General features: G+C 70.3%; 20 protein-coding genes. 13 read left to right on the top strand and 7 right to left on the bottom strand.

The window, feature by feature from the left end; all coding sequences use genetic code 11:
• Positions 1-35 precede the first annotated feature (35 nt).
• From ACRWNM_RS03910 to ACRWNM_RS03890, 5 genes are read left to right on the top strand one after another with little or no spacing between them, the layout of a single operon-like run.
• Complete coding sequence (locus ACRWNM_RS03910; protein WP_431963606.1) at positions 36-1,628, top strand: dipeptide ABC transporter ATP-binding protein; 1,593 nt, start codon at positions 36-38, stop codon at positions 1,626-1,628.
• Positions 1,629-1,656: 28 nt separating this feature from the next.
• Positions 1,657-2,826, top strand: a complete 1,170-nt coding sequence (locus ACRWNM_RS03905; protein WP_431963494.1) for an LLM class flavin-dependent oxidoreductase — start codon at positions 1,657-1,659, stop codon at positions 2,824-2,826.
• On the top strand, positions 2,823-4,196 hold the full coding sequence (locus tag ACRWNM_RS03900) for an NtaA/DmoA family FMN-dependent monooxygenase (protein ID WP_431963492.1): 1,374 nt from the start codon (positions 2,823-2,825) through the stop codon (positions 4,194-4,196). The genes ACRWNM_RS03905 and ACRWNM_RS03900 overlap by 4 nt, the downstream gene beginning before the upstream one ends.
• Positions 4,193-5,002 carry a DUF1684 domain-containing protein gene (locus ACRWNM_RS03895; protein ID WP_431963490.1) on the top strand — a complete coding sequence of 270 codons (810 nt, stop codon included), beginning with the start codon at positions 4,193-4,195 and terminating at the stop codon, positions 5,000-5,002. The genes ACRWNM_RS03900 and ACRWNM_RS03895 overlap by 4 nt, the downstream gene beginning before the upstream one ends.
• Positions 4,999-6,150 carry an LLM class flavin-dependent oxidoreductase gene (locus ACRWNM_RS03890; RefSeq protein ID WP_431963488.1) on the top strand — a complete coding sequence of 384 codons (1,152 nt, stop codon included), beginning with the start codon at positions 4,999-5,001 and terminating at the stop codon, positions 6,148-6,150. The genes ACRWNM_RS03895 and ACRWNM_RS03890 overlap by 4 nt, the downstream gene beginning before the upstream one ends.
• A 478-nt stretch (positions 6,151-6,628) precedes the next feature.
• On the opposite strand, the gene ACRWNM_RS03885 is transcribed toward ACRWNM_RS03890, so the two are convergent.
• Positions 6,629-7,630 carry a methylenetetrahydrofolate reductase gene (locus tag ACRWNM_RS03885; protein ID WP_431963486.1) on the bottom strand — a complete coding sequence of 334 codons (1,002 nt, stop codon included), beginning with the start codon at positions 7,628-7,630 and terminating at the stop codon, positions 6,629-6,631.
• Between the two features lie 365 nt (positions 7,631-7,995).
• Here ACRWNM_RS03885 and ACRWNM_RS03880 point away from each other — a divergent pair, with 365 nt between their 5' ends.
• The 5 genes from ACRWNM_RS03880 (at position 7,996) to ACRWNM_RS03860 (ending at position 14,091) form a co-directional block, all read left to right on the top strand.
• Positions 7,996-9,150 (top strand): polyprenyl synthetase family protein, encoded by a 1,155-nt coding sequence (locus tag ACRWNM_RS03880; protein ID WP_431963604.1) that lies wholly within the window; start codon positions 7,996-7,998, stop codon positions 9,148-9,150.
• The gene (locus ACRWNM_RS03875; RefSeq protein WP_431963485.1) at positions 9,147-9,353 is read left to right on the top strand and encodes a hypothetical protein; all 207 of its coding nucleotides are present in this window, start codon (positions 9,147-9,149) and stop codon (positions 9,351-9,353) included. Before ACRWNM_RS03880 ends, ACRWNM_RS03875 begins: the two co-directional genes overlap by 4 nt.
• A 224-nt stretch (positions 9,354-9,577) precedes the next feature.
• On the top strand, positions 9,578-11,161 hold the full coding sequence (crtI, locus tag ACRWNM_RS03870) for a phytoene desaturase family protein (protein WP_431963483.1): 1,584 nt from the start codon (positions 9,578-9,580) through the stop codon (positions 11,159-11,161).
• A 219-nt stretch (positions 11,162-11,380) separates the two neighbouring features.
• Entirely contained in the window at positions 11,381-12,997 is a 1,617-nt protein-coding gene (locus ACRWNM_RS03865; RefSeq protein WP_431963602.1) for an alpha-(1->6)-mannopyranosyltransferase A, read from the top strand.
• On the top strand, positions 12,994-14,091 hold the full coding sequence (locus tag ACRWNM_RS03860) for a phytoene/squalene synthase family protein (protein ID WP_431963481.1): 1,098 nt from the start codon (positions 12,994-12,996) through the stop codon (positions 14,089-14,091). Before ACRWNM_RS03865 ends, ACRWNM_RS03860 begins: the two co-directional genes overlap by 4 nt.
• Positions 14,092-14,180: 89 nt before the next feature.
• Here ACRWNM_RS03860 and ACRWNM_RS03855 read toward each other — a convergent pair whose 3' ends face one another.
• Complete coding sequence (locus ACRWNM_RS03855) at positions 14,181-14,549, bottom strand: Rv2175c family DNA-binding protein (RefSeq protein WP_068063623.1); 369 nt, start codon at positions 14,547-14,549, stop codon at positions 14,181-14,183.
• A 166-nt stretch (positions 14,550-14,715) separates the two neighbouring features.
• On the opposite strand from ACRWNM_RS03855, the gene pknB reads away from it, so the two are divergent.
• On the top strand, positions 14,716-16,710 hold the full coding sequence (gene pknB, locus ACRWNM_RS03850) for a Stk1 family PASTA domain-containing Ser/Thr kinase (RefSeq protein WP_431963478.1): 1,995 nt from the start codon (positions 14,716-14,718) through the stop codon (positions 16,708-16,710).
• 7 nt (positions 16,711-16,717) lie between these two features.
• On the opposite strand, the gene ACRWNM_RS03845 is transcribed toward pknB, so the two are convergent.
• On the bottom strand, positions 16,718-17,416 hold the full coding sequence (locus ACRWNM_RS03845) for an enoyl-CoA hydratase/isomerase family protein (RefSeq protein ID WP_431963476.1): 699 nt from the start codon (positions 17,414-17,416) through the stop codon (positions 16,718-16,720).
• Between the two features lie 30 nt (positions 17,417-17,446).
• The gene (locus ACRWNM_RS03840; protein ID WP_431963474.1) at positions 17,447-18,280 is read right to left on the bottom strand and encodes an SDR family oxidoreductase; all 834 of its coding nucleotides are present in this window, start codon (positions 18,278-18,280) and stop codon (positions 17,447-17,449) included.
• A gap of 159 nt (positions 18,281-18,439) precedes the next feature.
• On the opposite strand from ACRWNM_RS03840, the gene ACRWNM_RS03835 reads away from it, so the two are divergent.
• Positions 18,440-18,916, top strand: a complete 477-nt coding sequence (locus tag ACRWNM_RS03835) for a MarR family winged helix-turn-helix transcriptional regulator (RefSeq protein ID WP_431963472.1) — start codon at positions 18,440-18,442, stop codon at positions 18,914-18,916.
• 542 nt (positions 18,917-19,458) lie between these two features.
• Here ACRWNM_RS03835 and ACRWNM_RS03830 read toward each other — a convergent pair.
• Positions 19,459-20,847: a class II 3-deoxy-7-phosphoheptulonate synthase gene (locus ACRWNM_RS03830; protein WP_431963470.1), complete on the bottom strand. Its 1,389-nt coding sequence runs from the start codon at positions 20,845-20,847 to the stop codon at positions 19,459-19,461.
• A 182-nt stretch (positions 20,848-21,029) separates the two neighbouring features.
• Here ACRWNM_RS03830 and ACRWNM_RS03825 point away from each other — a divergent pair, with 182 nt between their 5' ends.
• Positions 21,030-21,518 (top strand): polyadenylate-specific 3'-exoribonuclease AS, encoded by a 489-nt coding sequence (locus ACRWNM_RS03825; RefSeq protein WP_431963600.1) that lies wholly within the window; start codon positions 21,030-21,032, stop codon positions 21,516-21,518.
• 176 nt (positions 21,519-21,694) lie between these two features.
• On the opposite strand, the gene qcrB is transcribed toward ACRWNM_RS03825, so the two are convergent.
• Positions 21,695-23,317 (bottom strand): cytochrome bc1 complex cytochrome b subunit, encoded by a 1,623-nt coding sequence (qcrB, locus tag ACRWNM_RS03820; protein ID WP_431963468.1) that lies wholly within the window; start codon positions 23,315-23,317, stop codon positions 21,695-21,697.
• Positions 23,314-24,501 (bottom strand): cytochrome bc1 complex Rieske iron-sulfur subunit, encoded by a 1,188-nt coding sequence (qcrA, locus tag ACRWNM_RS03815; RefSeq protein ID WP_431963466.1) that lies wholly within the window; start codon positions 24,499-24,501, stop codon positions 23,314-23,316. The genes qcrB and qcrA overlap by 4 nt, the downstream gene beginning before the upstream one ends.
• Positions 24,502-24,508 lie beyond the last annotated feature (7 nt).

The following is a 24,508-nucleotide window of genomic DNA, read 5'->3' as shown; positions in this document are numbered from 1 at the left end:
CTCGGCGCGAGGACGAGGGCACCGCGGAAGGTGCACTGCTGCACGTGGATCGACTGCGCGTCGACTACCGCTCTTCCGCGGGGCCGGTCACCGCGCTGGCAGGCGCCTCGCTGCGCGTCGCTCGCGGCGAGGTGGTGGCACTGGTCGGCGAGTCCGGTTCCGGGAAGTCGACGCTGGCGCACGCCGTGATCGGGTTGCTCGGCGCGACCGCGGAGATCGGCTCGGGGACCATCACTTTCGACGGCGAACGGGTCGACACCGGCTCGGAACGAGCGCTGCGCAAGTTGCGCGGGGCGCGGATCGGGTTCGTACCGCAGGACCCGGGGCTCTCGCTGAATCCCGTGCGCCGGGTGGGCGATCAGGTGGCCGAGGCGATGCTCGTGCATCGGCGCGTCGATCGCCGCAGTGCGCAAGTACGAGTGCTGGAGCTGCTCACCGAGGTCGGATTGGACCGCCCGGAGGTGCGGGCGGAGCAGTACCCGCACGAACTGTCGGGTGGGCAGCGCCAGCGGGTGCTGATCGCCATCGCCTTGGCCTGTGGTCCGGAGCTGATCATCGCCGACGAGCCGACCAGCGCGCTGGACGCCACCGTGGCACGGCGGGTGCTCGACCGGCTCGCCGAGCGCACCACGGCGCGTGGCACGGCGGTGTTGCTCATCACCCACGACCTGGCGATGGCCGCCGAACGCGCCGACCGGCTGGTGGTGCTCAACGGCGGCGAGGTCGTCGAGTCCGGGCCGACGGCGGAGATCCTCACCGCGCCGCGGCATCCGTACACCAAACGGCTGCTGAGCTCCGCGCCGAGCCTGGCCCCCGGCCCGCCGCGACCGGAACGGCCGCGCAACGGGGAACCGCTGCTCGTGCTGCGTGAGGTGCGCAAGCGCTTCCACGCCCGCTCCGGCGACGCCATCACGGCGGTCGACGGCGTCGGCTTCGAGCTGGGCCGCGGTGAAACCCTCTCCCTGGTAGGCGAATCCGGCTCCGGCAAGTCGACCACCGCGCGGATCGCGCTGCGGCTCACCGACGCCGACCACGGCAGCGTCGTCTTCGACGGCGAGAATCTCACCGCAGCCCGTCGCGGCAGGCTGCGGACGCTGCGGCGCCGGTTCCAGGTGGTGTACCAGAACCCGTACTCCTCACTGGATCCGCGCTGGCGCGTCGGCGCGATCATCGAGGAACCGTTGCGCGCGTATGGGATCGGCGACCGCGTCGGCCGCCGCGATCGGGTGCGGGAACTGCTCGGCCAGGTCGCGCTGCCGGAGCGTTTCGCCGAACGCCGGCCCGCGGAACTGTCCGGCGGCCAGCGCCAGCGGGTGGCCATCGCGCGTGCGCTGGCACTGCACCCCGACCTGTTGGCACTGGACGAGCCGGTCTCCGCGCTGGACGCCTCGGTGCAGGCGCAGATCCTCGAACTGCTCGACCGCCTGCAATCCGAACTCGACCTGAGCTACCTGTTCATCTCGCACGACCTGGCCGTGGTGCGGCGGATCAGCGACCACGTGGCCGTCATGCGCCGCGGCCGCATCGTCGAAACCGGCCGTACCGCGGAGATCTTCGAGAATCCGCGCCACGACTACACCAGGGAATTGCTCTCCGCGATCCCCTCCCCAGCACGAGGAGCCGCCTGATGGATTTCGCAACGGAAAGGACCGCATGATGCCGGATTCGGATTTCTTCCTCGCGGTGGAACTCACCGGGACCGGCGCGCACCCGGCGTCGTGGCGACGCCAGGACTCGCGCGCCGAGGACCTGTTCACCGCCGATTACTGGGTCGACGCGATCACCGCCGCCGAAAAGGCCGGAGCCGACGCCGTTTTCCTGCCTGATTCCTTCGGATTGCCGCCCGGCGGCGCCGAGATCGCCAAGGGCAGGCTCGACGCAGTGGCGATCGCGGCCCGCGCCGCGGCCGCCACGCGGCGCATCGGCCTGCTGCCGCAGGCGCCGGTCACCCATACCGAGCCGTTCCACCTGTCCAAGGCGATCGCCAGCCTCGACTTCGCCACCCTCGGGCGCGCGGGCTGGGAGGTCACCGTGTCCGAGGGCGCCGAGCAGGCGAAGGCGTTCGGCCGCAAGGGCGCTCAGGACACGGCGGCGCTGTGGCACGAGGCGGACGAAGCCGTCGAGGTGGTCACGCGGCTGTGGGATTCCTGGGAGGACGACGCGGAGATCCGCGACCTGCCGACCGGGCGTTTCATCGACAGGGACAAGCTGCACTACATCGACTACGCGGGCGACAACTTCTCGGTGAAGGGGCCGTCGATCACGCCGCGCTCACCGCAGGGGCAGCCGATCGTCGCGGTCCGCGCCGACGAAGGGCCGAGCATCCAGGTCGCGGTGCGCCGCGCCGACCTGATTCGCATCGCCCCACCGGATCTCGACGCCGCGCACGCCAGGCGCGCCGAGCTGCGCAGCGCACTGCTCGGCGCGGAGCGCGACCCGGACGCCGCGCGCGTGCTCCTCGACATCGACGTCCACCTCGCCGATACCGCCGAGCGCGCGCACGAGGAACTGGCCGAGCTGGACCGCTGGTCGGCGTCCGCGACGGCGGCGGTGTCCGGTGCGCTCGCCGCGCCGCAGGTCGGTACCAGGGCCGCCGGCGCGGCGCTGCGACACGTCGGCACCGGCGACTCGCTGACCGAATTGCTCGCCGCCGTGGCCGATTCGGGCGCTGCCGACGGCGTGGTGCTGCGGCCGCTCGCGGTGCACGCCACCCTGAGCAGGCTGCCCACCGTGCCGCCCGCACCCGCCACCACCTTGCGCGAGCGGCTGGATCTGCCGCGCCCGGTGAGCCGCTACGCCACGATTCAAGAAGGGACACCGTCATGAGTTCCGCCAAGCCGCGCAAGACCGTGCATCTGGCCGCGCACTTCCCCGGGGTGAACAACACCACGGTCTGGAGCGATCCGGCGTCCAAGAGCCAGATCGACTTCGAATCCTTCGTCCACCTGGCCCGCACCGCCGAACGCGGCCTGTTCGACTTCTTCTTCCTCGCCGAGGGCCTGCGGCTGCGCGAACACCTCGGGCGCATCCACGATCTGGACGTGGTCGGCAGGCCCGACACCTTCACGGTGCTCAACGCGCTGGCCGGAGTCACCGAGAAGCTGGGGCTGGCAGGCACCATCAATTCCACCTACAACGAACCGTTCGAGCTGGCCAAGCAGTTCGCGTCGCTGGATCACCTGTCGGGCGGGCGCGCGGCGTGGAACGTCGTCACCTCCTCCGACGCGTTCACCGGCGAGAACTTCCGCCGCGGCGGATATCTGGAGCACGCGGATCGTTACCGCCGCGCGGCCGAGACGGTCGAGGTGGCGCGCGCACTGTGGGACAGCTGGCCCGCCGACACGCTGGTCGTCGATCGCGAGGCGGGCGTCTTCGCCAGAGAGATTCCCGAAACCCGCCACCGCGGTGCGCAATTCGACATCGCCGCGCGCTTCGTGCTGCCGCCGAGCCCGCAGGGTCACCCGGTGTTGTTGCAGGCGGGCGATTCCGACGACGGCCGCGAATTCGGCGCCGCCACCGCCGACGCCATCTTCACCGGGCACGGCACGCTGGAGGCGGGACAGGCGTTCTACACCGACATGAAGGGCCGCCTCGCCAAATACGGTCGCGCGCACGACGAGCTGAAGATCCTGCCCGCCGCCACCTTCGTGCTCGGCGACACCGCCACCGAGGCCGAGGACCGGGCCAGGCACATCCGCCGCCAGCAGGTGGGCCCGCAGACCGCCATCGCGTTCCTCGAACAGGTCTGGGGCCGTGACCTTTCCGGCTACGACCCGGACGGCCCGCTGCCCGAGGTCGACCCCTCCGGCGACGTGAACATCACCAGGGGCCGGGTGCGCCACGCGAAGGATCCGCGTGCGGTCGCCGAGGCATGGCGCGCCAAGGCCGAGGCCGAGAAGCTGAGCATCCGCGAACTGATCATCGAGGTCACCGCGCGCCAGCAGTTCGTCGGCACGCCCGCCGAAGTGGCCGAACGCATCGACGAATACGTGCAGACCGACGCCGCCGACGGTTTCATCCTCGTCCCCCACCTCACACCGGCCGGACTCGACGAGTTCGTCGACCGCGTCGTCCCGGAACTCCAGGAGCGCGGCAGCTTCCGCACCGAGTACACCGGCGACACCCTGCGCGACCATCTCGGCCTGCGCCACCCCCACCACCGCACATCCGTCCACGAAGGAGCCAGAGCGTCATGACCGCAACCACCGCAACCAGTTTCGACACCGAGTGGGCCGCCTGGCACGCCGCGCGAGAGGACCAGCTGCGCGACCGGCTCGGCTTTCTCAGCCTGACCGGACTGCACTGGCTCACCGACCAGCCCGAGCGCCTGCCCGACGTACCCGGCACCTGGTGGGTCACCGACAACAAGGTGTTCATCACCGCGCAACCGGCCGACCGCCTGACGTTCGACGGCACCGACATCGCGGGCGTGCAGATCCTCACCCCGGTCGAAGGCGCGCCGGGTCTCGAGGTCCGCCACGAGCAGCGCCTGCTCGAGGTGATCCGGCGTACCGGACGTTACGCCGTGCGGATTCACGATCCCGCCGCCCCGACCCTGGCCGCGTTCACGGGCATCCCCGCCTACGAGCCGGATTCGCGCTGGATCGTACCCGGCCGCTTCGAACCGTTCGCCGAGCCGCGGACCGTCGTCACCGCGGCGGTGGTCGACGGGCTCGAGCACCACCACACCGCCGCGGGCACCCTCGAATTCACCCTCGGCGCTGTCACCGAACGCGTCGTCGCGTTCCAGGCCGGAGACGGGCTGCGCATCCTGTTCACCGATGCCACCAGCGGCGTCACCACGTATCCCGCGGCCAGGTCGCTGAGCGTCGCCGCGCCGGACGCCGACGGCTCGGTGCTGCTCGACTTCAACCGGGCGGCCAATCTGCCCTGCGCCTTCACCGATTTCGCGACCTGCCCGGTGGCGCCGGAGCAGAACCGGCTGCGGGTGGCCATCGAGGCGGGCGAGCAGGATCCCCGGCTCGCGAGGAGGCAGGCGTGACGGTCCCGCTCTCCATCCTCGACCTGTCCCCCATCAGCGCCGGGTCCACCGCGCAGCAGGCGCTGCGCAACACCGTCGACCTGGCCCAGCACGCCGAACAGTGGGGCTATCACCGGTATTGGCTGGCCGAACACCATTTCGTCGCGGTGGCCAGTTCCAGCTCGATCACCCTGATCGGACTGGTCGCGGCCAACACCTCCCGGATTCGGGTGGGTTCGGCGGCGGTGCAGGTGGGCCACCACACCTCGGCCTCGATCGTGGAGGCGTTCGGCACCATCGACGCGCTGTACCCGGGCAGGCTGGACCTCGGGCTCGGGCGTTCCGGCCACCGGCGGGCCCAATTCGGCGCGGAGCCAGAGCATCCCAAGGGCGGGAGGCCGGTGGTCGACACCGCGACCGGACGCACCGAGATCCGCGACGGCGTGGTGGTCCCGCCGCCCTTCGATGCGGGCCGCTTCATCGACCGGTCCCGTTTCGTGGCCTCGCTGCGCGCACTGCAACAGCCTGGCGCGCAGGCGCCGGATTTCGCCGACCAGATCGCCGAGGTGCGGGCCCTGCTCGCGGGCACCTACGTCAGCGAGGACGGCATTCCGCTGCACGCGGTCCCCGGTGAGAACGCGCAGGTGCAGCTGTGGCTGTTCGGCAGCTCCGGCGGCGAGAGCGCCGAGCTGGCGGGCAGGCTCGGACTGCCGTTCGCGGCGGCCTATCACGTGGCGCCCGGCTCCGCGCTCGACGCCGTCGCCGCCTACCGCGCGGCGTTCCGCCCTTCCCAGTACCTGTCCGAGCCGTACGTGGTGGTGTCGGCCGACGTGGTGGTCGGCGCCGACGACGCGAAGGCCAGAGAGCTCGCCTCGGGCTACGGGCACTGGGTGTACAGCATCCGCAGCGGCGCGGGCGCGGCCGAGTTCCTCGCGCCGGACGCCGCGGGCCCGCTGACCCCCGATCAGCGGCGGCTGGTGGACGACCGGCTGGCCACCCAGTTCGTCGGGTCGCCGAGCACGGTGGTGGAACGGCTCGCCGCCTTGCAGCAGGTCACGGGCGCGAACGAGTTGCTGATCACCAGCGTCGCCCACGAGCACGCCGACCGGCTCGAATCCCATCGGCTGCTGGCCGAGGCGTGGGGGCTGCGAGCGGCCCGCGCCGCCTGATGTGCGAATGCCCCGCCGGTCGTCGACCGGCGGGGCATCGGCGTGCGGTCGTCGAGCGATCAGAGGCGCGCGCTCGCCACGCTGTCATCGACGTGGTGCCATCGAGCGCACCCCGGCGCCGCGGCCTCGCAGCGCACCGGCGTTGTGCCTCGAGCGCGCTCGACACGCTGTGCCTCGAGCGCACCCGGCGCTGTGCCATCGAGCACATCCGGGGCTGCGGCCCATCGAGCACACCGGCACTGAGCCTCGAGCACGCTCGACACGCTGTCGTCGACGCTGTGCCTCGAGCGCACCCGGCGCTGTGCCATCGAGCACATCCGGGGCTGCGACTCATCGAGCACACCGGCACTGAGCCTCGGGCACGCTCGACACGCTGCGCCATCGCTCGCATCCGGCGCGGTGGCCATCGAGCGCACCAGCGCTGTGCGTCGAGCGCACCCGGTGCGGTGCGCCATCGAGCGCACCGGCGCGGTGTCGTCTAGGCGCTGACGGGCGCCGCGGTGACGCCGTAGCCGAGGTTGGTCAGCACCTCGCTGGTCGCCTTGGCGAAATTCAGGGTGATGAAGTGCAGGCAGGGCGCGCCCTCGTCGATCAGCCGCTGCGCCATCTCCGTGGCGATCTCGATGCCCACCTCGCGCACCGCGGCGCGGTCCTCCTCGGGGCCGTCGCCCGCGGCCTTGCGCAGCCGCGCCAGCACCGCGTCGGGCAGCGGACGGCCGCACAGTTCCTCGGCCCGCGCCACGGTGCGCAGCGAGGTGATCGGCATCAGCTCCGGGATGATCGGCTTGGCGGCCTCGATCGGATCCAAGGCCGCGACCCGGTCGCGCAGGCGCAGGTAGTGCTCGACCTCGAAGAACATCTGGGTGATCGAATATTCCGCCCCGGCACGCAGTTTCGCGGCCAGGAAGGCGGTGTCGGAGTCCAGGTCCGGGGAGCGGTGATGACCCTGTGGGAAGGAGGCGACACCGACGTGGAAATCGCCGAGATCGCGGACGATGCGGACCAGTTCCTCGGCGTACTCCACACCCTCCGGGTGCTTGTGCCACTCGCCGAGCGGGTCGCCGGGCGGGTCGCCGCGCAGCACCAGGATGTTGCGGATGCCGGAGTCGGCGTACGCGCCGACCAGCGAGCGCAGCTCGGCCACGCTGTGCCCGACGGCGGTCAGGTGCGCCACCGGCAGCAGGGTGGTCTCCTGCGCCAGCTGACCGGTCACCCGCACGGTGCGGTCCTTGGTGGAACCGCCCGCCCCGTAGGTCATCGACACGAACGCCGGATGCATGCGCTCGAACTCGCGCACGGCGCGCCAGAGCCTGGCCTCGCCCGCGGCATCGCGCGGCGGGTTGAACTCGACGGAGAACGGTACGTTCCGGCCCGAATGGACCTGCAAGCTCTGCACAACCGAAGGCGTTCCCGAGACGATCGGTGGCGTCGGGGACGGGCGCCCTGGGGTCGAACGTCCCCGCACGGAATCGAAAGTCACCGGTTCAGTGTAGTGGGACGGCCGTCCTGACATGCGCGCTCACTCCGGCTCCGGCGGATATCCGCTGCCGTCGCGGCCGTGCGCGGGGCCCGTCGGCGGGCTTCGTCCGGTCGCACTCGTTCCGCGTAACTCCGGCCGCGCGCCGGGCGCGAGACGTCCTATGTCCGACCACCCCATCAGTGGTTGTTTCGAGGCGGAGGTTGGTCGCCGACAGGATGGGATGGCCGCGTATTCTCTGATACGGCACCACTATCGCTGCGGCCGGACCGGACGTGCGCCGCGATCGCGCCGACCCGGGCGGCGGTGACACACGCTCGCTCACAGACCACTCGTCGCGCTCGACCGGCGCGACCACACCCGTGACCCTGGAGGTTCCTCTGTCCGCCGGACCCGGTACTCCGACACGAACCCCGGCAACGCCCGCCGACGCGCAGCGGACGCCGATCCCCGGTACGCCCGATTTCGTCGCGGCGGTGCAGGACCGCCTCACCGACTTCTTCGCCACCCGGCGGCCCCTCGTGGAGCCGCTCGGCCCGGTCTTCGTCGACGCCGCCGACGCCCTGGAGCTGTTCGTGCTCCGTGGCGGCAAGCGCACCAGGCCCGCGTTCGCCTGGACCGGCTGGCTCGGGGCGGGCGGCGACCCGGACAGCGACGAAGCGGGCGCGGTGCTCGCCGCCTGCTCCGCGCTCGAACTGGTGCAGGCGTGCGCGCTCATCCACGACGACATCATCGATTCCTCCCGCACCCGCCGCGGCTTCGCCACCGTGCACGTCGATTTCGAGCAGCGCCATCGCGAGCGCGACTGGTCGGGCGACGCCGCCCACTTCGGCGCCAGCGTCGCGATCCTGATCGGTGATCTCGCCCTGGCCTGGGCCGACGACCTGGTGCACGCCGCGGGGCTCGCCCCGGCCGCGCTGGCGCGATTCGCGCCGGTCTGGGCGCAGATGCGCACCGAGGTGCTCGGCGGTCAGCTGCTCGACATCAACGGCGAGGCGGTCGGCGACGAGTCGGTGGACGCCGCGCTGCGCATCAACCGCTACAAGACGGCCGCCTACACCGTGGAGCGCCCGCTGCACCTCGGCGCCGCTATCGCCGCCGCCGACCGCGATCTGATCGCGGCCTACCGCACCTTCGGCACCGACATCGGGATCGCTTTCCAGCTGCGCGACGACCTGCTCGGCGTGTTCGGCGATCCCGAGGTCACCGGCAAACCCTCCGGCGACGACCTGCGCGAGGGCAAACGCACCGTGCTGCTCGCCGAGGCGCTGCGCCGCGCCGACGCCACCGACCCGTCCGCCGCGCACCTGCTGCGCACCAGCATCGGCACCGATCTCGGCGCCGAGGATGTCACGCGCCTGCGCGCCGTGCTCACCGAGCTCGGCGCCGTCGACGAAGTGGAACGCCGCATCGCCGACCTCACCGACCGCGGCCTAGCCGCCATAGATTCCAGCTCGGCCACCCCCGCCGCCAAAGAGCAACTGCGCGGTATGGCACTGGCCGCAACCAGGAGGACCGCATGAAAGCCGTTGTGGGACCAGCCGATCGCGTGATCGCCGTCGGCGCAGGCCCGGCCCCGCGCAGCACGGGCAAGCGCCGAGGGAAGTCCCCGGCCGCGCTGACCGAACGTCGGCTGATCCTGGGCGCCGCCCTGCCCACCCGGCGCGGCGTCCGTGTCCCGCGCGCGTGTTCGGCGCCGCGGGACCCTCGGTCGGCCGAGGACTGAGTCCCCCGTCTTTCGAGCGTCGGCCGACGAGTCGACCGGCGCCGCACGCCGCGTAGCGATCCACCTACCGACCGGCAGGCATGGGATTGCGGCGGAATACCGCACAGGCAGGGACCGGCCCCCGCGGTGTGAAAACGGCCGCGTCGTCCGGTGATCGACGCGGCGCCGGCCGACGCAGAGTTTCACGGGTAGCCCGCCGTGCCCGGCGGTCGAGGAGAAGTCGAATGAAAACCGTTGCGGGACCGACCGATCGGGTGGTCGTCGTGGGCGCGGGCCTGTCCGGTCTTGCCGCCGCGCTGTATCTCACCGGCGCGGGACGGTCGGTCACGCTGCTGGAGCGGGCCGATCATCCGGGCGGGCGGGTCGGCCGGTATCGCGGGCCGGACTACGAGATCGACAACGGCGCCACGGTGCTCACGCTGCCGGAACTGATCACCGACGCGCTGGCCGCCGTCGGCCGGACACCCGAATCCGGCCCGGCCCCGCTGCGCATCCACCGGCTCGCGCCGAGCTACCACGCGCGCTTCGCCGACGACTCCACCATCCGGGTGTTCGCCGACCCGGACGCCATGGCCGACGAGGTCGCCCGCACCTGCGGCCCCGGCGAGGCGAACCGCTACCGACGGCTCCGCGACTGGCTGGCGCGCGTCTACCGCGCCGAGTTCACCGAGTTCATGGACACCAACTTCGACTCGCCGCTGGACATGGTGCGGTCGCCGCGCAAACGCGCCGCGCTGGCGGAGCTGGTTCGGCTCGGCGGGTTCGGCAGACTCGGACCGCGCGTCGGCCGGATCCTGACCGACACGCGGCTGGCGAGGCTGTTCACCTTCCAAGCGCTCTACGCGGGCATGGCTCCCTCCGACGCGCTGGCCGTCTACGGCGCGATCCCGCACATGGACACCTCCCTGGGCGTCTACTTCCCCGAGGGCGGCATGCGCGCCATCGCCGCCACCATGGCCGAGGCGTTCACCGCCGCGGGCGGGGTGCTGCGGCTGAACACCGAGGTCACCGGGATCGAGTACGAGGGAAGGCGGGCCCGCCGGGTGCGCACCGCCGACGGACGCGCACTGGACTGCGACGCGGTGATACTCACCGCCGACTTCGGCTCGATGGAACGCTTCGGCGTCCGGCCGAGGCGCGGGCTGCGGGCCGCGCCGTCGGCGGTGGTCGCGCACGGCACCATCCCGGCCGAGATCGCCGCGACCTGGCCGGTGCAGGCGCACCACACCATCGACTTCGGCGCGGCATGGGACACCACCTTCGACGAGATCGCCGCCGCACCGCGCCGCGGCGGCCGGCTCACCGCGCGCGGACGGCTGATGCGCGACCCCTCACTGCTGCTGACCCGCCCCGCGCTGACCGATCCCGGGCTCTACATCGATCGGCCCGACGGACGCCACGAGCCGTTCTCGCTGCTCGCTCCGTGCCCCAACCTGACGAGCGCTCCCCTCGACTGGGACCGGCTGGCCCGCCCCTACCTGCGCGAGCTGCTCGCGGTGCTGGAGGCGCGCGGCTACCGGGGGATCGCCGAGCACTTCACTGTCGATCACCTGGACACCCCGCGCACCTGGCAGGCACAGGGCATGATCGCGGGCACGCCGTTCTCCGTCGCGCATCTCTTCCGGCAGACCGGACCTTTTCGACCACGCAATTTCCCGAAGTTCAGCGACAACGTGGTTATCGCCGGTTGCGGCACCACGCCGGGCGTCGGCGTGCCGACGGCGCTGCTCTCGGGGAAACTGGCGGCAAACCGAATTACCGGCGCCAAGGGCGTTACTCGGGATGAACCGCACGTACCAGCGGGATAGTGTTCTCGGCGAACCATTAAACTGATCGCCGACCTATTCGCTCGCGGTTGCGGCCGCCGACCTTGCCGGGGGGACCGACACCACATGCATCCCCCCGATACGAGCGCCGCAGCCGCGCAGGCGACCGACACCGCGCCCCGCGTATCCGGTCACGCCGGTGCCTCGAGCAGCCCGCGATCCCCCGGCGACGGCGCCGAAGGACCCGGCTTCTTGGATCGGATGCAGACCTACGCCGACTTCGCGCGCAGCCCCGAGGGTCACGCCGCGCTGCTCGGCTTCTTCGGTGCGATGATGATCACCTTCGGCGGGTTCGGCGCGGGCAGCGTGCGCCAGCGCGATCCGCTGCTCGAGGCGATGAACCTGTCCTGGCTGCGGTTCGGGCACGGCTACGCGCTCTCGACCATGCTCATCTGGATCGGCGTGCTGCTGATGATCACCGCGTGGGTTCGCCTCGGCCGCACCACACTCGGGCTGGGCAACCGGGCGGGCGCCGGGGTGACGCTCAACGAGCTGCGCGCGATCGTCGGAATCTGGATCTTCCCTTTGCTCTTCGCGGTGCCGATGTTCAGCCGCGACGCCTACTCCTACCTGGCCCAGGGCGCGCTGCTGCGCGACGGCTTCGACCCCTACCTGGTCGGTCCCGTCGCGAATCCCGGTGTGCTGCTGGACAATGTGAGCCCGGTCTGGACCACCACCACCGCGCCGTACGGCCCGGTGTTCCTGCTGCTCGGCCGCGCCATCACCGCGATCACCGGTGACAACGTGGTCGCGGGCACCATCGCGCTGCGCCTGGTGATGCTGCCCGGCCTCGCGCTGATGATGTGGGCGGTCCCGTACCTGACCAAGCACCTGGGTGGCAAACCGACGGTCGCGCTGTGGCTCGCGGTGCTCAACCCGTTGGTGCTCATCCACCTCATCGGCGGCGTGCACAACGAGATGCTGATGGTCGGCCTGATGTGCGCGGGCATCGCGCTGGTGCTGGAGCGCCACCACGTGGCGGGCATCGTGGTCGTCGCCATCGGCGTGGCGATCAAGGCCACTGCGGGCATCGCGCTGCCGTTCCTGGTGTGGATCTGGATGTTGCACGAGCGGGAACGCCGCGCCGCCGAACGCGCGGCCGCGGACCCGAACGCGCCGGCGGATCCGAGCTCCACTCCCGCGAACGGCGCCCCGGACGCCGCGAAAGCCGGACCGGATATGCCGCACCCGGCCATGACGTTCGCCAAGATCGCCGGGCTCGGACTGAGCGTGTTCGCGGTGGTCTTCGTCGCGGCCTCGGCCATCGCCGGGGTCGGCATCGGCTGGCTGACCGCGCTGTCGGGCTCGAAGAAGATCATCAACTGGCTCTCGCTGCCGACCATCATGGCGCACGCCACCACCTGGATCACCCCGCTGCGCATGGAATCGGTGCTCACCGTCACCCGCGCGCTGTGCGCCTTGGCACTGGTGGCGGTGCTGGTGTGGACCTGGTGGCGGTTCCGGCACAGCGAGCGGGAGGCGGTGTTCGGGATCCTCATCGCGTTCGTCGGCATCGTGATCCTCTCCCCCGCCGCGCTGCCCTGGTACTACTCGTGGCCGCTGGCGCTGGCCGCCGCGTTCGCGCTGTCGACCACGACGCTCATGGTGCTCGTCGGCCTGTGTACCTGGCTGATGCTGGTGTTCCAGCCGGACGGCTCGATCGGCCTGTACAACTTCTGGCACGTGGCGGCCGCGACCTTCGCCGCCGTCGTCGCCGCGCTCTCGTTGCGCACGGTGGACCCGCTGCGACTGCGCTCGACGCCACCGCAACAGGTAACCCCGGGCGCCGAGGTCGCGGCCACCGCTTCGCGTCCATGAACGCCGCGAGACCCGACGGCGACGACCCGGACCTAGCGCGGGTCCACACAACGGGCGCAGCCGGACGCAGTCCGTCGACAGACCCGCGCACGACCGGAGCGGAGGCGCAGGTACACCTCGAGTCCGCCTATCGCGCGTGCCGGGCGATCGCCGCGGAGCACGGGCGCACGTATTTCCTGGCGACCAGGCTGTTGTCGACGCCCCGAAGACCGGCGGTGCACGCGCTCTACGCGTTCGCGCGGATGGTGGACGACATCGTCGACCACGCGGACCCGAGCCTCGGGCGCACAGGGCTCCCCGACTCGGCGTCGCCGGAGTCGCTGCTGACCCTCGAACACAGCCCCGCCAACGAACTCGACCTGATCGAGAAACAGCTACGCACGGCTTTCGAACAGGGCGGATTCGCGCCGTGGGACGCACCCGGCGCACCGATTCCCCTGCTTCGCGCCCAGGTGCTCTCCGCGCTCGCCGACACCGTCGACCGCTACGCGATCGATCCGGAACACTTCTGGACCTTCCTGGACTCCATGCGCATGGACGTCCCCGGCACGCCCCAATTCCGCGACCGCTACGCCACGATGGCCGAGCTGCGCGAATACATGCGCGGATCGGCCGCGGCCATCGGACTGCAACTGCTTCCCGTGCTCGGCACCGTCGGGCCGCGGGCCGAAGCCGAACCCGCGGCCGCCGCGCTGGGGGAGGCCTTCCAGCTCACCAACTTCCTGCGCGATGTCGCCGAGGATCTGGACCGCGGGCGCGTGTATCTGCCCGCCGACCACCTGGCGGCCTTCGGCGTGGACGCGGACCTCCTCGCCGACTGCCGCCGCACCGGCCACACCGACCCGCGGGTCCGCCGGGCCCTCGCCCACCTGATCGCGATCAACCGCGACGTCTACCGAACCGCCGATCCCGGCATCGAGCTGCTGCACCCCAGGGTCCGCCCCGCCATCCGCGCGGCCAGCGCCCTCTACGCCGAAATCCTCTACCGCATAGAGCAATCCGGCTACGCGATCTTCCAAAACCGGGCTACGGTGCCACGGGGCCGACGCCTGCTGGTCGCCACTACCCAGCTCCTCGCAGGCACCCGCCCCTGAACCCCGCCGAGTCGCACAGCCTCGCACACCTGCCACACGCCTCGCACAGGTAACAAGGGGCTAGGAGGCGTGCGGACGGTCTGCGAGATTCAGAACGGGTCGGCGGCGGCGCGGCGCAGCACCTCGCGAGCGAGGGGGCCGTGCAGGGCGTCGATCGGTTTGCCGGGCAGGCTGGCGTCGTCGGTGAAGATCCATTCCAGGATCTCCTCGTCGGTGTACTTGGCGTCCTTCATGACGGTGATCAGTCCGGGCAGGTGCTTGGTCACCGCGCCGGTGTCGTCGAAGAAGACCTCGGGAACGCTCGCCACTCCATTGCGGCGCACGGCGAGGAGTTGGTGGTCGCGCAGCATCTGATGCACCCGCGTCACCACGATCCCGAGCCGGTCGGCGACCTCGGGCAGCGGCAGCATGGCCACGGACTCCGGAAGGACATCCTCGCTGCAGGGAAATGCACTCACCCGCACAACGGTAGACGGTGTGGCGCCGCGCGTCGTGTGACACCCGGGCAACAGACCGGTTCGGCCGCCTGGCACGGTTACCATCGTGGGGGCCGCACGGGGCGGTCTGTCGCTGTTCGCGCACTAGCGAGGGGTGCACAGTTTTGTGAAAGCCGGAGGACATCACTTGATCGGGCAGATGCTGGAGGGGCGCTACCGGATTGACGCGCCGATCGCTCGGGGCGGGATGTCGATGGTCTTCCGCGGTGAGGACACCCGCCTGGACCGCCCGGTCGCGATCAAGGTGATGGACCCGAAGTTCGCCGCCGATCCGCAGTTCCTCTCCCGGTTCGAGTTCGAGGCCCGCGCCGTCGCCAAGCTCAAGCACCCCGCGCTGGTCGCCGTGTACGACCAGGGCGTGGACGGCGACCACCCGTTCCTGATCATGGAGCTGGTCGAGGGCGGCACGCTGCGCGAGTTGCTGCGCGAACGCGGGCCGATGCCCCCGCACGCCGTGCGGGCGGTGGCCGAACCGGTGCTCGCCGCCATCGGGGTGGCGCACTCCGCGGGCCTGGTGCACCGCGACGTCAAGCCGGAGAACGTGCTCATCTCCGATTCCGGCGAGGTGAAGATCGCCGACTTCGGCCTGGTGCGCGCGGTGGCGGCCGCGACGACCACCTCGGCGAGCGTCATCCTCGGCACCGCGGCCTATCTCTCTCCCGAGCAGGTGACCAGCGGCACCGCCGACTCACGCAGCGACGTGTACGCGTTCGGCGTGCTGATCTTCGAAATGCTCACCGGCCGTGTCCCTTTCATCGGCGACACCTCGCTGTCGGTGGCGTACCAGCGCATCGAGAACGACGTGCCGAGCCCGAGCCAGTTCATCTCGGGCGTGCCGCCGGAGTTCGACGAGCTGGTCGCGCGCGCGACCAACAGGGAGCCCGCGCACCGTTTCGCCGACGCCAACGAGATGGCCGCGGAGCTGCGTGCGATCGCCGCCGGGCTGAGCCTGCCGCCCTACCGGGTGCCCGCGCCGCGGGAATCGGCCGAGCATCTGAGCGCCGGGTTCCGCGCCGACCCCGGCGGCAGGGCGGCGACCCCGCGGCCGGGACCCGCGCCGGATCAGCACACGCCGCAGCCGACGCAGCACACCAAGGTGGTGACCGCGCAGCGACCCCGGGTGCCGGACTACGGCCCCTCCGGGGACTACGGCCGGCCCGGGGAGTACGGACCGCCTACCGACCACGATCCGCGAACGACCAACCTGCATCAGCCGCCGTTCCAGCCTTACGACGCCGACCGCCGCAGATCGCGCAGGACGACCCTGGTGTGGATCGCGATCGTCGCCGTCCTCACCCTGATCGTCGGCGTCGGCGGCTGGTGGTTAGGCGTCGGGCGGTACGAGGCGGTGCCCCCGATCGCCGGGCTGAGCAGCGAGCAGGCGACCGCGACATTGCGCGACGCGGGCTTCGAGACCGAGATCAGACAGAAGGCCTCGGACACCATCCCGGTGGGCGGCGTGGTCGGCAGCGACCCGTCGGCGGGCTCCAAGGTGACCAAAGGCTCGACGGTGTCGGTGCTCGTCTCCAGCGGCAAGCCCCGGGTACCCGACATCAAGCCCGGCGACGACGTGCGCAAGGTGAACCAGCTCATCAAGGACGCTGGACTCCAGCCGATCGACGCGGGCGAGGTCGGCAGCCAGGCGCCGAAGGGCTCGCTCGCGAAGGTCGAGCCCGCGCCGGGGACCGTGCTGCCGATGGGCGGACAGGTCAAGGTCTTCCGCAGCAACGGCGCGCAGCCGGTGAAGGTCCCTGACGTGCGCGGCAAGACGACCGAGGAGGCCGTGCAGGCGCTCACCGCCGCGGGCATCAAGGTCCGCGAGACGCGCACCGAGTACGACAAGGCCTTCGAGGCCGACCAGGTGATCGGCACCGACCCGGCGGCGGGCAGCACGGTGAACTCCGGTGAGGGCGTAGTGCTGATCGTCTCCAACGCCGTCAAACTGCCCTTCCTGGTCGGTGACAGCGTCGGCGAGGCCCGCCAGAAGCTCGAGAGGCTCGGCCTGCGCGTCCAGGTCCAGCAGCTGACCCCGTCGGACGGTTCCGTGGTCATCGGCCAGAGCCCCGGCGCGGCGGCGAAGGTCCAGCCGGGCAGCACGGTCACCCTCACCGCGCTGCCCTGACCGGCGCTCAGAGCGTCAGCGTGACCTTGCCGAGCCCCGCGACGACATCGCGGTACATCCACCGCTTCATCGCCCCGAGCTTCGGACCCGCGGTACCGGCCAGCGCGCCCGCTCTGGCCAGCGCGACCGGCAACAGCCGCTCGTGCTCCTCGAGCACGTCGACGATGCCCGCGGCCAGCGCATCGTGCCCGCCGTAGCGGCGTCCGGTCAGCATCGCCTCGTGCGTGGCGGGTCCGGGGAGCCGGGCCGTCAGCAGGTCGGCCATGCCGCCGGGGATGACGAGGCCGTCATCGGACTGCGTCAACGGCAGGGTGATCTCGGGCAGGCAGAAATAGCCGCGGTCGCCGCGCATGACCCGCCCGTCGTGGGCCATGGCGAGGATCGCGCCCGCGCCGAACGCGTGCCCCTGGATCGCCGCGATGGTCGGCGCCGGGAACGTCAGCACCCGTTCGAACACCCGCTGTCCGGCGAGGAGATAGTCGTCGACGCCCGGCCGCAGGAACCGCTCCGGCTCGAAACCGTTCGAGAAGAACTTGCCGGAGCCGGTGGTGACCAGCGCCTTCGGCCCGTCGGCCGCCTGCACTTCGTCCAGGCAGGCGTGGACGGCGTCCATCCACTCGGGGGTGAAGCGGTTCTCGGTGTCGAGCTGATCCGGCTCGCCGAGATCGAGCACGAAAACGGCGTCGTCGCGACGTAGGTGCGGCATGAATACTCCCTGGGTGCGGTCTGTTTCGGATCAGGCGGGCGGGTCGACGAAGATGTCGTAGCCGATCTCGCCCTCGGGGCCGTAGCCGGACAGATCGGTGATGCCGTGCGCGGCAAGGACTTCCACGTCCAGGTAGGTGTTGCCGGTGGTGGTCGCGGCCGGGCTCTCCAGGATCAGCACGGCGGCGTCGGCGACGATCTCCGGGGTGCGCGCGGTGGCGGCGACCTCCTCACCGCCGAGCAGGTTACGGACCGCGGCGGTGGCGATGAGCGTCTCCGGCCACAGGCAGTTCGCGGCGATGCCCGACTCGCGGTGTTCGGCGGCGACGCCGAGGGTCAGCAGGGTCATGCCGTACTTGGCCAGCATGTAGGGCGGATGCACGCCGAGCCACTTCGGATCCAGGTTCAGCGGCGGCGACAGCGACAGCACGTGCGGGTTCTCCGACTTGCGCAGGTGCGGCAGCGCGGTGCGGGTGAGCAGGAACGTGCCGCGCAGCTGGATCTGCTGCATCAGGTCGAACTTCTTCGCGGGCAGCGTCTCGGTGCCCTGGAGATCGATGGCGCTGGCGTTGTTGACCACGATGTCGATGCCGCCGAAGCGCTCGACGGCCTGATCGACGGCAGACTGCACCGACTCCTCGTCGCGCACGTCGCCGACCACCGCGAGGGCCGATCCGCCCGCCGCCTCGATCTCGGCGGCCGCCGTGTGCACGGTGCCCTCCAGCTTCGGGTGCGGGACATCGGTCTTGGCGAGCAGGACGACGTTGGCGCCGCGGCGGGCGGCCGCGAGGGCGATGGCCAGGCCGATGCCCCGGCTACCGCCGGACATCAACAGAGTGCGGCCGGACAGTGTCTGTGTGGTCACGAGGGAGCCTCCCGGTTACGAAGCCGCAGCATTCCCGGCCGAACCAAGAAGTGCCACATATAATTGGCTTCACAAATCGTTTGTACTACTACTGTTTTATAGACGCAACGGTTTGTCAAGCGAGCGGGCCCCTGGGCATGATGTGACGGGAGGTGAACGATGTCCGACAACGCACCGCTGGTTCCCGGGACCATCGGCAACCACACCGTGTGCCTGATACAGAAGATGGGACAGGTCGCCTTCCGACTGGCCGAGGAACGCCTGCTCGGCATCGGCCTGCGGGTGCGGCACTACAGCGTGCTCCAGGCACTCGCCGACCGCGGCGGCATGGCGCAGGCCGAACTCGGCGGCTACTTGCGCATCGACGCGGCGACCATGGTCTCGACGCTCGACGACCTGGAACGGCACGGCTACGCCGAGCGGCAACGCGATCCCGGCGACCGCAGGCGCTACCTGGTCATCCTCACCGACAAGGGCAGCGAGACACTCGCCGACATCGTGGCCATCCTGCGCGAGGTGCACGAGGAGATGTTCGCCGACCTGTCCCCGGAACGACGCGACGTGCTCGCGGAGATTCTCGGCGAGCTCAACGACTCGGCGGCGTTGCGCACGCGCTTCGACGCGACCCGCGGCTGAGAGTTCCCGCGCGTCAGCGCGATCGGGTGGGGACGTGCCGAAACGAGCCCACACACAACGAGATCCGCACCGGCAGGATTCCGGTGCGGATCTCGGCGTTCTCGGGTTCGATGCCCATGCGCCGCGAGTTCGGGCTCACCGCAGCGGTACCGCGCGCTGCGGTTCGAGCTCGACGCGGCAGCTTCGAGCCCACCACAGCGCCCTTCGAAGGCAGCAACGGGCGCGATTCCAGCGCACCGGCTTTCGATGACAGCGCAGGCCGTCGGGCCCAGCACAGGGGCTTCGACGGCAACGCGGCGGGGCTCGAACCCCGCGCAGCGAGCCTTTCGATGGCGACGCCCGCAAGCTCGAACCCGCGCAGTAACGCCCTTCGACGGCAGCGCAGCGGGATCGAGCCCAGCGCAGCGACCTTCGAACTTCAGCGCAGCGGGATCGACCACCGCGCAGCGGCTTTCACACCGCGCAGCAGCTTTCACACCGCGCAGCGGCTTTCCGCCCAGCGCAGCGTCTTTCAGGACCTCAGCGCAGCGTCTTTCAAGACCTCAGCGCAGCATTTCGGCGACCAGGAACGCCAGCTCCAGCGACTGCTGGGTGTTCAGGCGCGGGTCGCAGGCGGTCTCGTAGCGGCCGGACAGGTCCAGATCGGAGATGTCCTGCGCTCCGCCGAGGCATTCGGTGACGTCCTCGCCGGTCAGCTCGATGTGCAGGCCGCCGGGGTGGGTGCCCAGCGCGCGGTGCACCTCGAAGAAGCCCTGCACCTCGTCGACGATGCGGTCGAAGTGGCGGGTCTTGAAACCGGTGGAGGCCTCGTGCGTGTTGCCGTGCATGGGGTCGCACTGCCAGATCACCTGGTGCCCGGTCGCCTGCACCTTCTCGATGATGGGCGGCAGCACGTCGCGCACCTTGTTGTTGCCCATCCGGGAGACGATGGTGAGCCTGCCCGGCTCGTTGTTGGGATCGAGCCGCTCGACGTACTCCACGGCCTGGTCCGGGGTGGTGGTCGGGCCGATCTTGAGGCCGATCGGGTTGGCGAGCAGCTCCGCGAGCGCGATGTGCGCGCCGTCGAGCTGACGGGTGCGCTCCCCGATCCAGAGGAAGTGCGCCGACAGGTCGTACAGCACCGGTTCACCCGACACCGGGTGCTCGCTCAAGCGCAGCATCGCGCGCTCGTAGTCGAGCACCAGCGCCTCGTGGCTGGCGTAGATGCGGGCCGACTGCAGGCTGGGGTCGGTCACCCGGCAGGCGGTCATGAACGCGAGGCCGCGGTCGATCTCCTCGGCCAGCGCCTCGTAGCGCGCGCCCGCCGGGGACTGCGCGACGAAGTCGCGGTTCCAGTCGTGCACCTTGTGCAGGTCGGCCATGCCCGCGCTGGTCAGCGCGCGGACCAGGTTCATCGCGGCGCTGGCGTTGGCGTAGGCGCGCACCAGCCGCGACGGGTCGTGCTCGCGCTGGCCCGCGTCGGCGACCAGCGAGTTCACCATGTCACCGCGGTAGGACCTCAGGCCGAGCGAGTCGACGTCGGAGGAGCGCGGCTTCGCGTACTGGCCCGCGATGCGCGCGACCTTCACCACCGGAAGGCTCGCACCGTAGGTCAGCACGACGGCCATCTGCAACAACGTGCGGATGTTGCCGCGGATATGCGGTTCGGTGTTGTCGGCGAAGGTCTCCGCGCAATCACCGCCCTGCATCAAGAACGCCTCGCCGCGCGCCACCTCGGCGAGCTGTCCGCGCAGCTCCTCCACTTCGGCGGGCACGCAGATCGGCGGCACGCTCTCCAGCACGGTGCGCATCATCGCCGCCTGCTCGGGATCCCACGACGGCTGCTGCAACGCCGGGCGGGCCAACGCTTCGTCCAACCTGCGGCGCAGCTCGGCGGGCAGCGGCGGCAGTTCCGGCAGGCGATCGATGGGTACGTCGACGGTCCAGTTCACGAGTTCAGGATACGGACCGGGCAATCGTGCAGACAGGCGGAGGTGGGGTGGAGTGTGCATCCCGAAGGTGTGAGCGATCCCCACTCGGAGTAACCCCTCGCGTCCGCCGCCCACATCGCCGCATAGGGTGACATCGACCGGCACATGCCACTACCCGCCCGACCGAGGAGAGGTCGATCTCGCTGAGATACTTCTACGATTGCGAGTTCATCGAGGACGGGGTCGTCATCGACCTGGTGTCCATCGGCGTCGTCTGCGAGGACGGCCGCGAATACTACGCGGTGTCCACCGAATTCGACCCCGAGCGCGCGGGTCCGTGGGTACGCAAGTACGTGCTGCCGCAGCTGCCTCCACCCAGCTCGCCGCGGTGGCGCAGCCGCGAGCAGATCCGCGACGATCTCTACAAGTTCCTGATCCCGCGCGCCTCCGTGCAGCCCGAACTGTGGGCCTGGGTCGGCGCGTACGACCACGTGGCGCTGTGCCAGCTGTGGGGTTCGATGGTCGATCTGCCCACCGCGCTCCCCCGCTACACCAATGAACTGCGCCAGCACTGGGAGGCGCACGGCCGCCCCGCGCTGCCGCCGGTACCGCCGGACGCCCACGACGCGCTCGCCGACGCCCGCCACAACTACGCCAAGTTCGAGGCCATCGAGGCGGCCCGCAGGCGCTGAGCTGCGGCACCGAGCTGCGACCCATGGCAAAGGCCCCGAGTCCACCGGACTCGGGGCCTTTGCGTTCGAAGCCGCCAGGGGTTTCTCGTCGAGCCGACAAGAACCGCCAGGCGGGCATGAACAAAGGCGAAGGCCCCGAGTCGAACTCGACTCGGGGCCTTCGCGCCGACCGTGGGTCAGTGGTTGTGATTGCCGTTGCCGTTGGCCTTGTCCTGTGCCTTCTGCAGGACCGCGAGCTGCCTGTGCTCTTCGGCGTGGTCGAGCTCGAAGTTCTTCTCCGACTCCTCGCGAGGGTCGGGTCGCAGGAAGCTACCGGTGCCCGGCTTGCCCGCCGAACCCAGCTTGTTCATCTTCTTCGGCACCGGGGCGCCCTGGTACTCGAGCGGGATCGGGTGACCGTGGCCGTCGACCGGGCCGAGCGGCTGGTGCACCTCGATGTACTCACCGTGCGGCAGGCGCTTGATCACACCCGTCTCGATGCCGTGCTCCAGCACCGCCCGGTCGCTGCGCTGCAGGCCGATGCAGAACCGGTAGGCGACGAAGTAGGCCACCGGCGGGGCGACGAGCAGGCCGATACGACCGATCCAGGTGGTGGCGTTCAGCGAGATGTCGAACTTCAGCGCGATGATGTCGTTGACGCAGGACAGCGTCAGCACCACGTAGAAGGCGATCGCCATGGCGCCGATCGCGGTGCGCACCGGCACATCGCGCGGACGCTGCAACAGGTTGTGGTGCGCATCGTCGCCGGTGAGACGCTTCTCGATCCACGGGTAGGCGATCAGCAGCGTGAACACCAGACCCATGATCAGCGCCACCCAGAACACGGCCGGAACCGTGTAGCGGCCCAGATACAGCTCCCACGGCGGCATCAGGCGCGCCATACCGTCGGTCCACATCATGTAGAAGTCCGGCTGCGAGCCCGCCGAGACCTGGGACGGGTTGTAGGGGCCGAGGTTCCAGATCGGGTTGATCTGGAGCACGCCGCCCATGATGCCGACGATGCCCAGGGTGAAGGCGAAGAACGCGCCCTGATCCGCGGCGAACACCGGCACGATGCGCGCGCCCACCACGTTGTTCTCCGTACGGCCGGGGCCGGGGAACTGGGTGTGCTTCTGGTACCAGACCAGCGCGACGTGCGCCGCGATCAGAGCCAGGATGATGCCCGGGAAGAGCAGCACGTGCGCGATGTACAGACGCGGGATGATGATGTCGCCGGGGAAGTCGCCGCCGAACATCAGCCAGTGCATCCAGGTGCCGATCACCGGGATCGAGATGGTGATACCGGAGAACGCGGCCCGCAGACCGGTGCCGGAGAGCAGGTCGTCGGGCAGCGAGTAGCCGAAGAAGCCCTCGAACATCGCCAGGATCAGCAGCAACGATCCGATCACCCAGTTCGCCTCACGCGGCTTGCGGAACGCGCCGGTGAAGAAGATACGGAACAGGTGCACGATGATCGACGCCGCGAACAACAGCGCCGCCCAGTGATGGATCTGCCGCACGAACAGACCGCCGCGCACCTCGAAGGAGATGTTCAGCGCGGTCTCGTACGCCCGGGACATCGTGACGCCACGCAGCGGCTGGTAGGCGCCGTCGTAGACCACGTGCGACATCGACGGGTCGAAGTACAAGGTCAGGTACACACCCGACAGCAACAGGATGATGAAGCTGTAGAGCGCGATCTCACCGAGCAGGAACGACCAATGGGTCGGGAAGACCTTGTTGATCGACCGCTTCATGAACGCCGCGGCGCGATACCGCTCGTCCATTTCGTTGGCTTGGGCTGCGACTGAAGGGCTCATGAACGACGCTCCCAGTAGGCCGGTCCGAGCGGCTCGATGAAGTCGCCGTTGGCGACGAGGAAGCCTTCGGAGTTGACGGTGATCGGCAGCTGCGGCAGTGCGCGAGCGGCAGGACCGAAGATCGGCTTACCCCATTCGGTCGCCGAGAACTGCGACTGGTGGCAGGGGCACAGGATCCGGTTGGTCTGCTGCTCGAACAGCGAGGTCGGGCAGCCGAGGTGGGTGCAGATCTTCGAGTAGGCGAAGTAGTCGCCGAAGTTGAAGCTCTCCTGGCCCTTGCGCTTGATGGCCTTCTCGGCGTCCTCGGTGCGCAGACGGATCAGCATGACCGCGTTGCGGATGCCACGCAGCGACTGCAGCATCTCGTGCTCGTCACCGCGCCACTTCTCCTTCCACGGGAACACCGTCTCCATGGCGCCCGCGTCCAGGTCCTCCGGACGCACCAGCACGACGTCATCCGGACGGCCGGTGTCGCGGCGCAGGTAGATGGTCTCGCCCGCGAAGTCCGGCGTCCAGCCGGAGACCCACAGCGGCGACTTGTCGCCCTTGGCCCACGGGTTCTTGATCATGCCGCCGACGAAGAGGAACAGCGAGCCGAGGCCGAGGATGCCGACGCCGGCGCCCGCGGTGCGGGTGAGCATCTTGCGACGACCGAGGGTGGAGGTGTCGAGCGCGTCCGACAGCTCGGCCACCAGGGTGCGCCGTTCCACCTCGGGCGAGCGACCGTCGTGGCGGTCCTGGATGGAGATCTCGGCCGGGATGAACTTCTTGCGGATCAGCACCACGGCGACGCCGATGACCAGCACCGAGATACCGAAGGTCAGGCCGACCAGCGGCGTGAACAGCGAATAGGCGTCGTGGCCTTCCTCGTTCGCGCCCTTGAACTGCCAGGGCCAGAACAGGAAGACACCGATCAGCGCGGCCGCGGCGAGACCGGAGATGGCGAACCAGAAGGTCACCTCGCGCTCGGCGCGCTTCTCGGCCCTGGTCCCCGGAATCGGGAAGCGCTCGCGCCGGTAGGCGACGTCGACGCCGTCGCGCTCGGTGCCGAGCTTGACCAGCTCGTCGCGCGACATCGCGTCCAGTTCATCTTCGGTCGGGTCGGCCGGGGGGTTCACCGGCCCCTTCGACAGCTCGGGCCCCTCATCCGGGCGACTCACGTCGTCACGCTCCTGTTCACTCATGACTGTG

Origin of the sequence: Nocardia sp. bgisy134, assembly GCF_965341865.1 — a bacterium.
Taxonomy (GTDB): Bacteria; Actinomycetota; Actinomycetes; order Mycobacteriales; family Mycobacteriaceae; genus Nocardia.
This window is presented reverse-complemented; position numbering and strand designations above follow the sequence as displayed.

Bases quoted from the DNA above. Each gene is read 5' to 3' on its own strand.
- ACRWNM_RS03905 (WP_431963494.1), top strand. From the start codon at position 1,657: ATGCCGGATTCGGATTTCTTCCTCGCGGTGGAACTCACCGGGACCGGC.
- ACRWNM_RS03900 (WP_431963492.1), top strand. From the start codon at position 2,823: ATGAGTTCCGCCAAGCCGCGCAAGACCGTGCATCTGGCCGCGCACTTC.
- ACRWNM_RS03895 (WP_431963490.1), top strand. From the start codon at position 4,193: ATGACCGCAACCACCGCAACCAGTTTCGACACCGAGTGGGCCGCCTGG.
- ACRWNM_RS03875 (WP_431963485.1), top strand. From the start codon at position 9,147: ATGAAAGCCGTTGTGGGACCAGCCGATCGCGTGATCGCCGTCGGCGCA.
- crtI (WP_431963483.1), top strand. From the start codon at position 9,578: ATGAAAACCGTTGCGGGACCGACCGATCGGGTGGTCGTCGTGGGCGCG.
- ACRWNM_RS03865 (WP_431963602.1), top strand. From the start codon at position 11,381: ATGCAGACCTACGCCGACTTCGCGCGCAGCCCCGAGGGTCACGCCGCG.
- ACRWNM_RS03860 (WP_431963481.1), top strand. From the start codon at position 12,994: ATGAACGCCGCGAGACCCGACGGCGACGACCCGGACCTAGCGCGGGTC.
- ACRWNM_RS03845 (WP_431963476.1), bottom strand. From the start codon at position 17,416: ATGCCGCACCTACGTCGCGACGACGCCGTTTTCGTGCTCGATCTCGGC.
- ACRWNM_RS03835 (WP_431963472.1), top strand. From the start codon at position 18,440: ATGTCCGACAACGCACCGCTGGTTCCCGGGACCATCGGCAACCACACC.
- qcrB (WP_431963468.1), bottom strand. From the start codon at position 23,317: ATGAGCCCTTCAGTCGCAGCCCAAGCCAACGAAATGGACGAGCGGTAT.
- qcrA (WP_431963466.1), bottom strand. From the start codon at position 24,501: ATGAGTGAACAGGAGCGTGACGACGTGAGTCGCCCGGATGAGGGGCCC.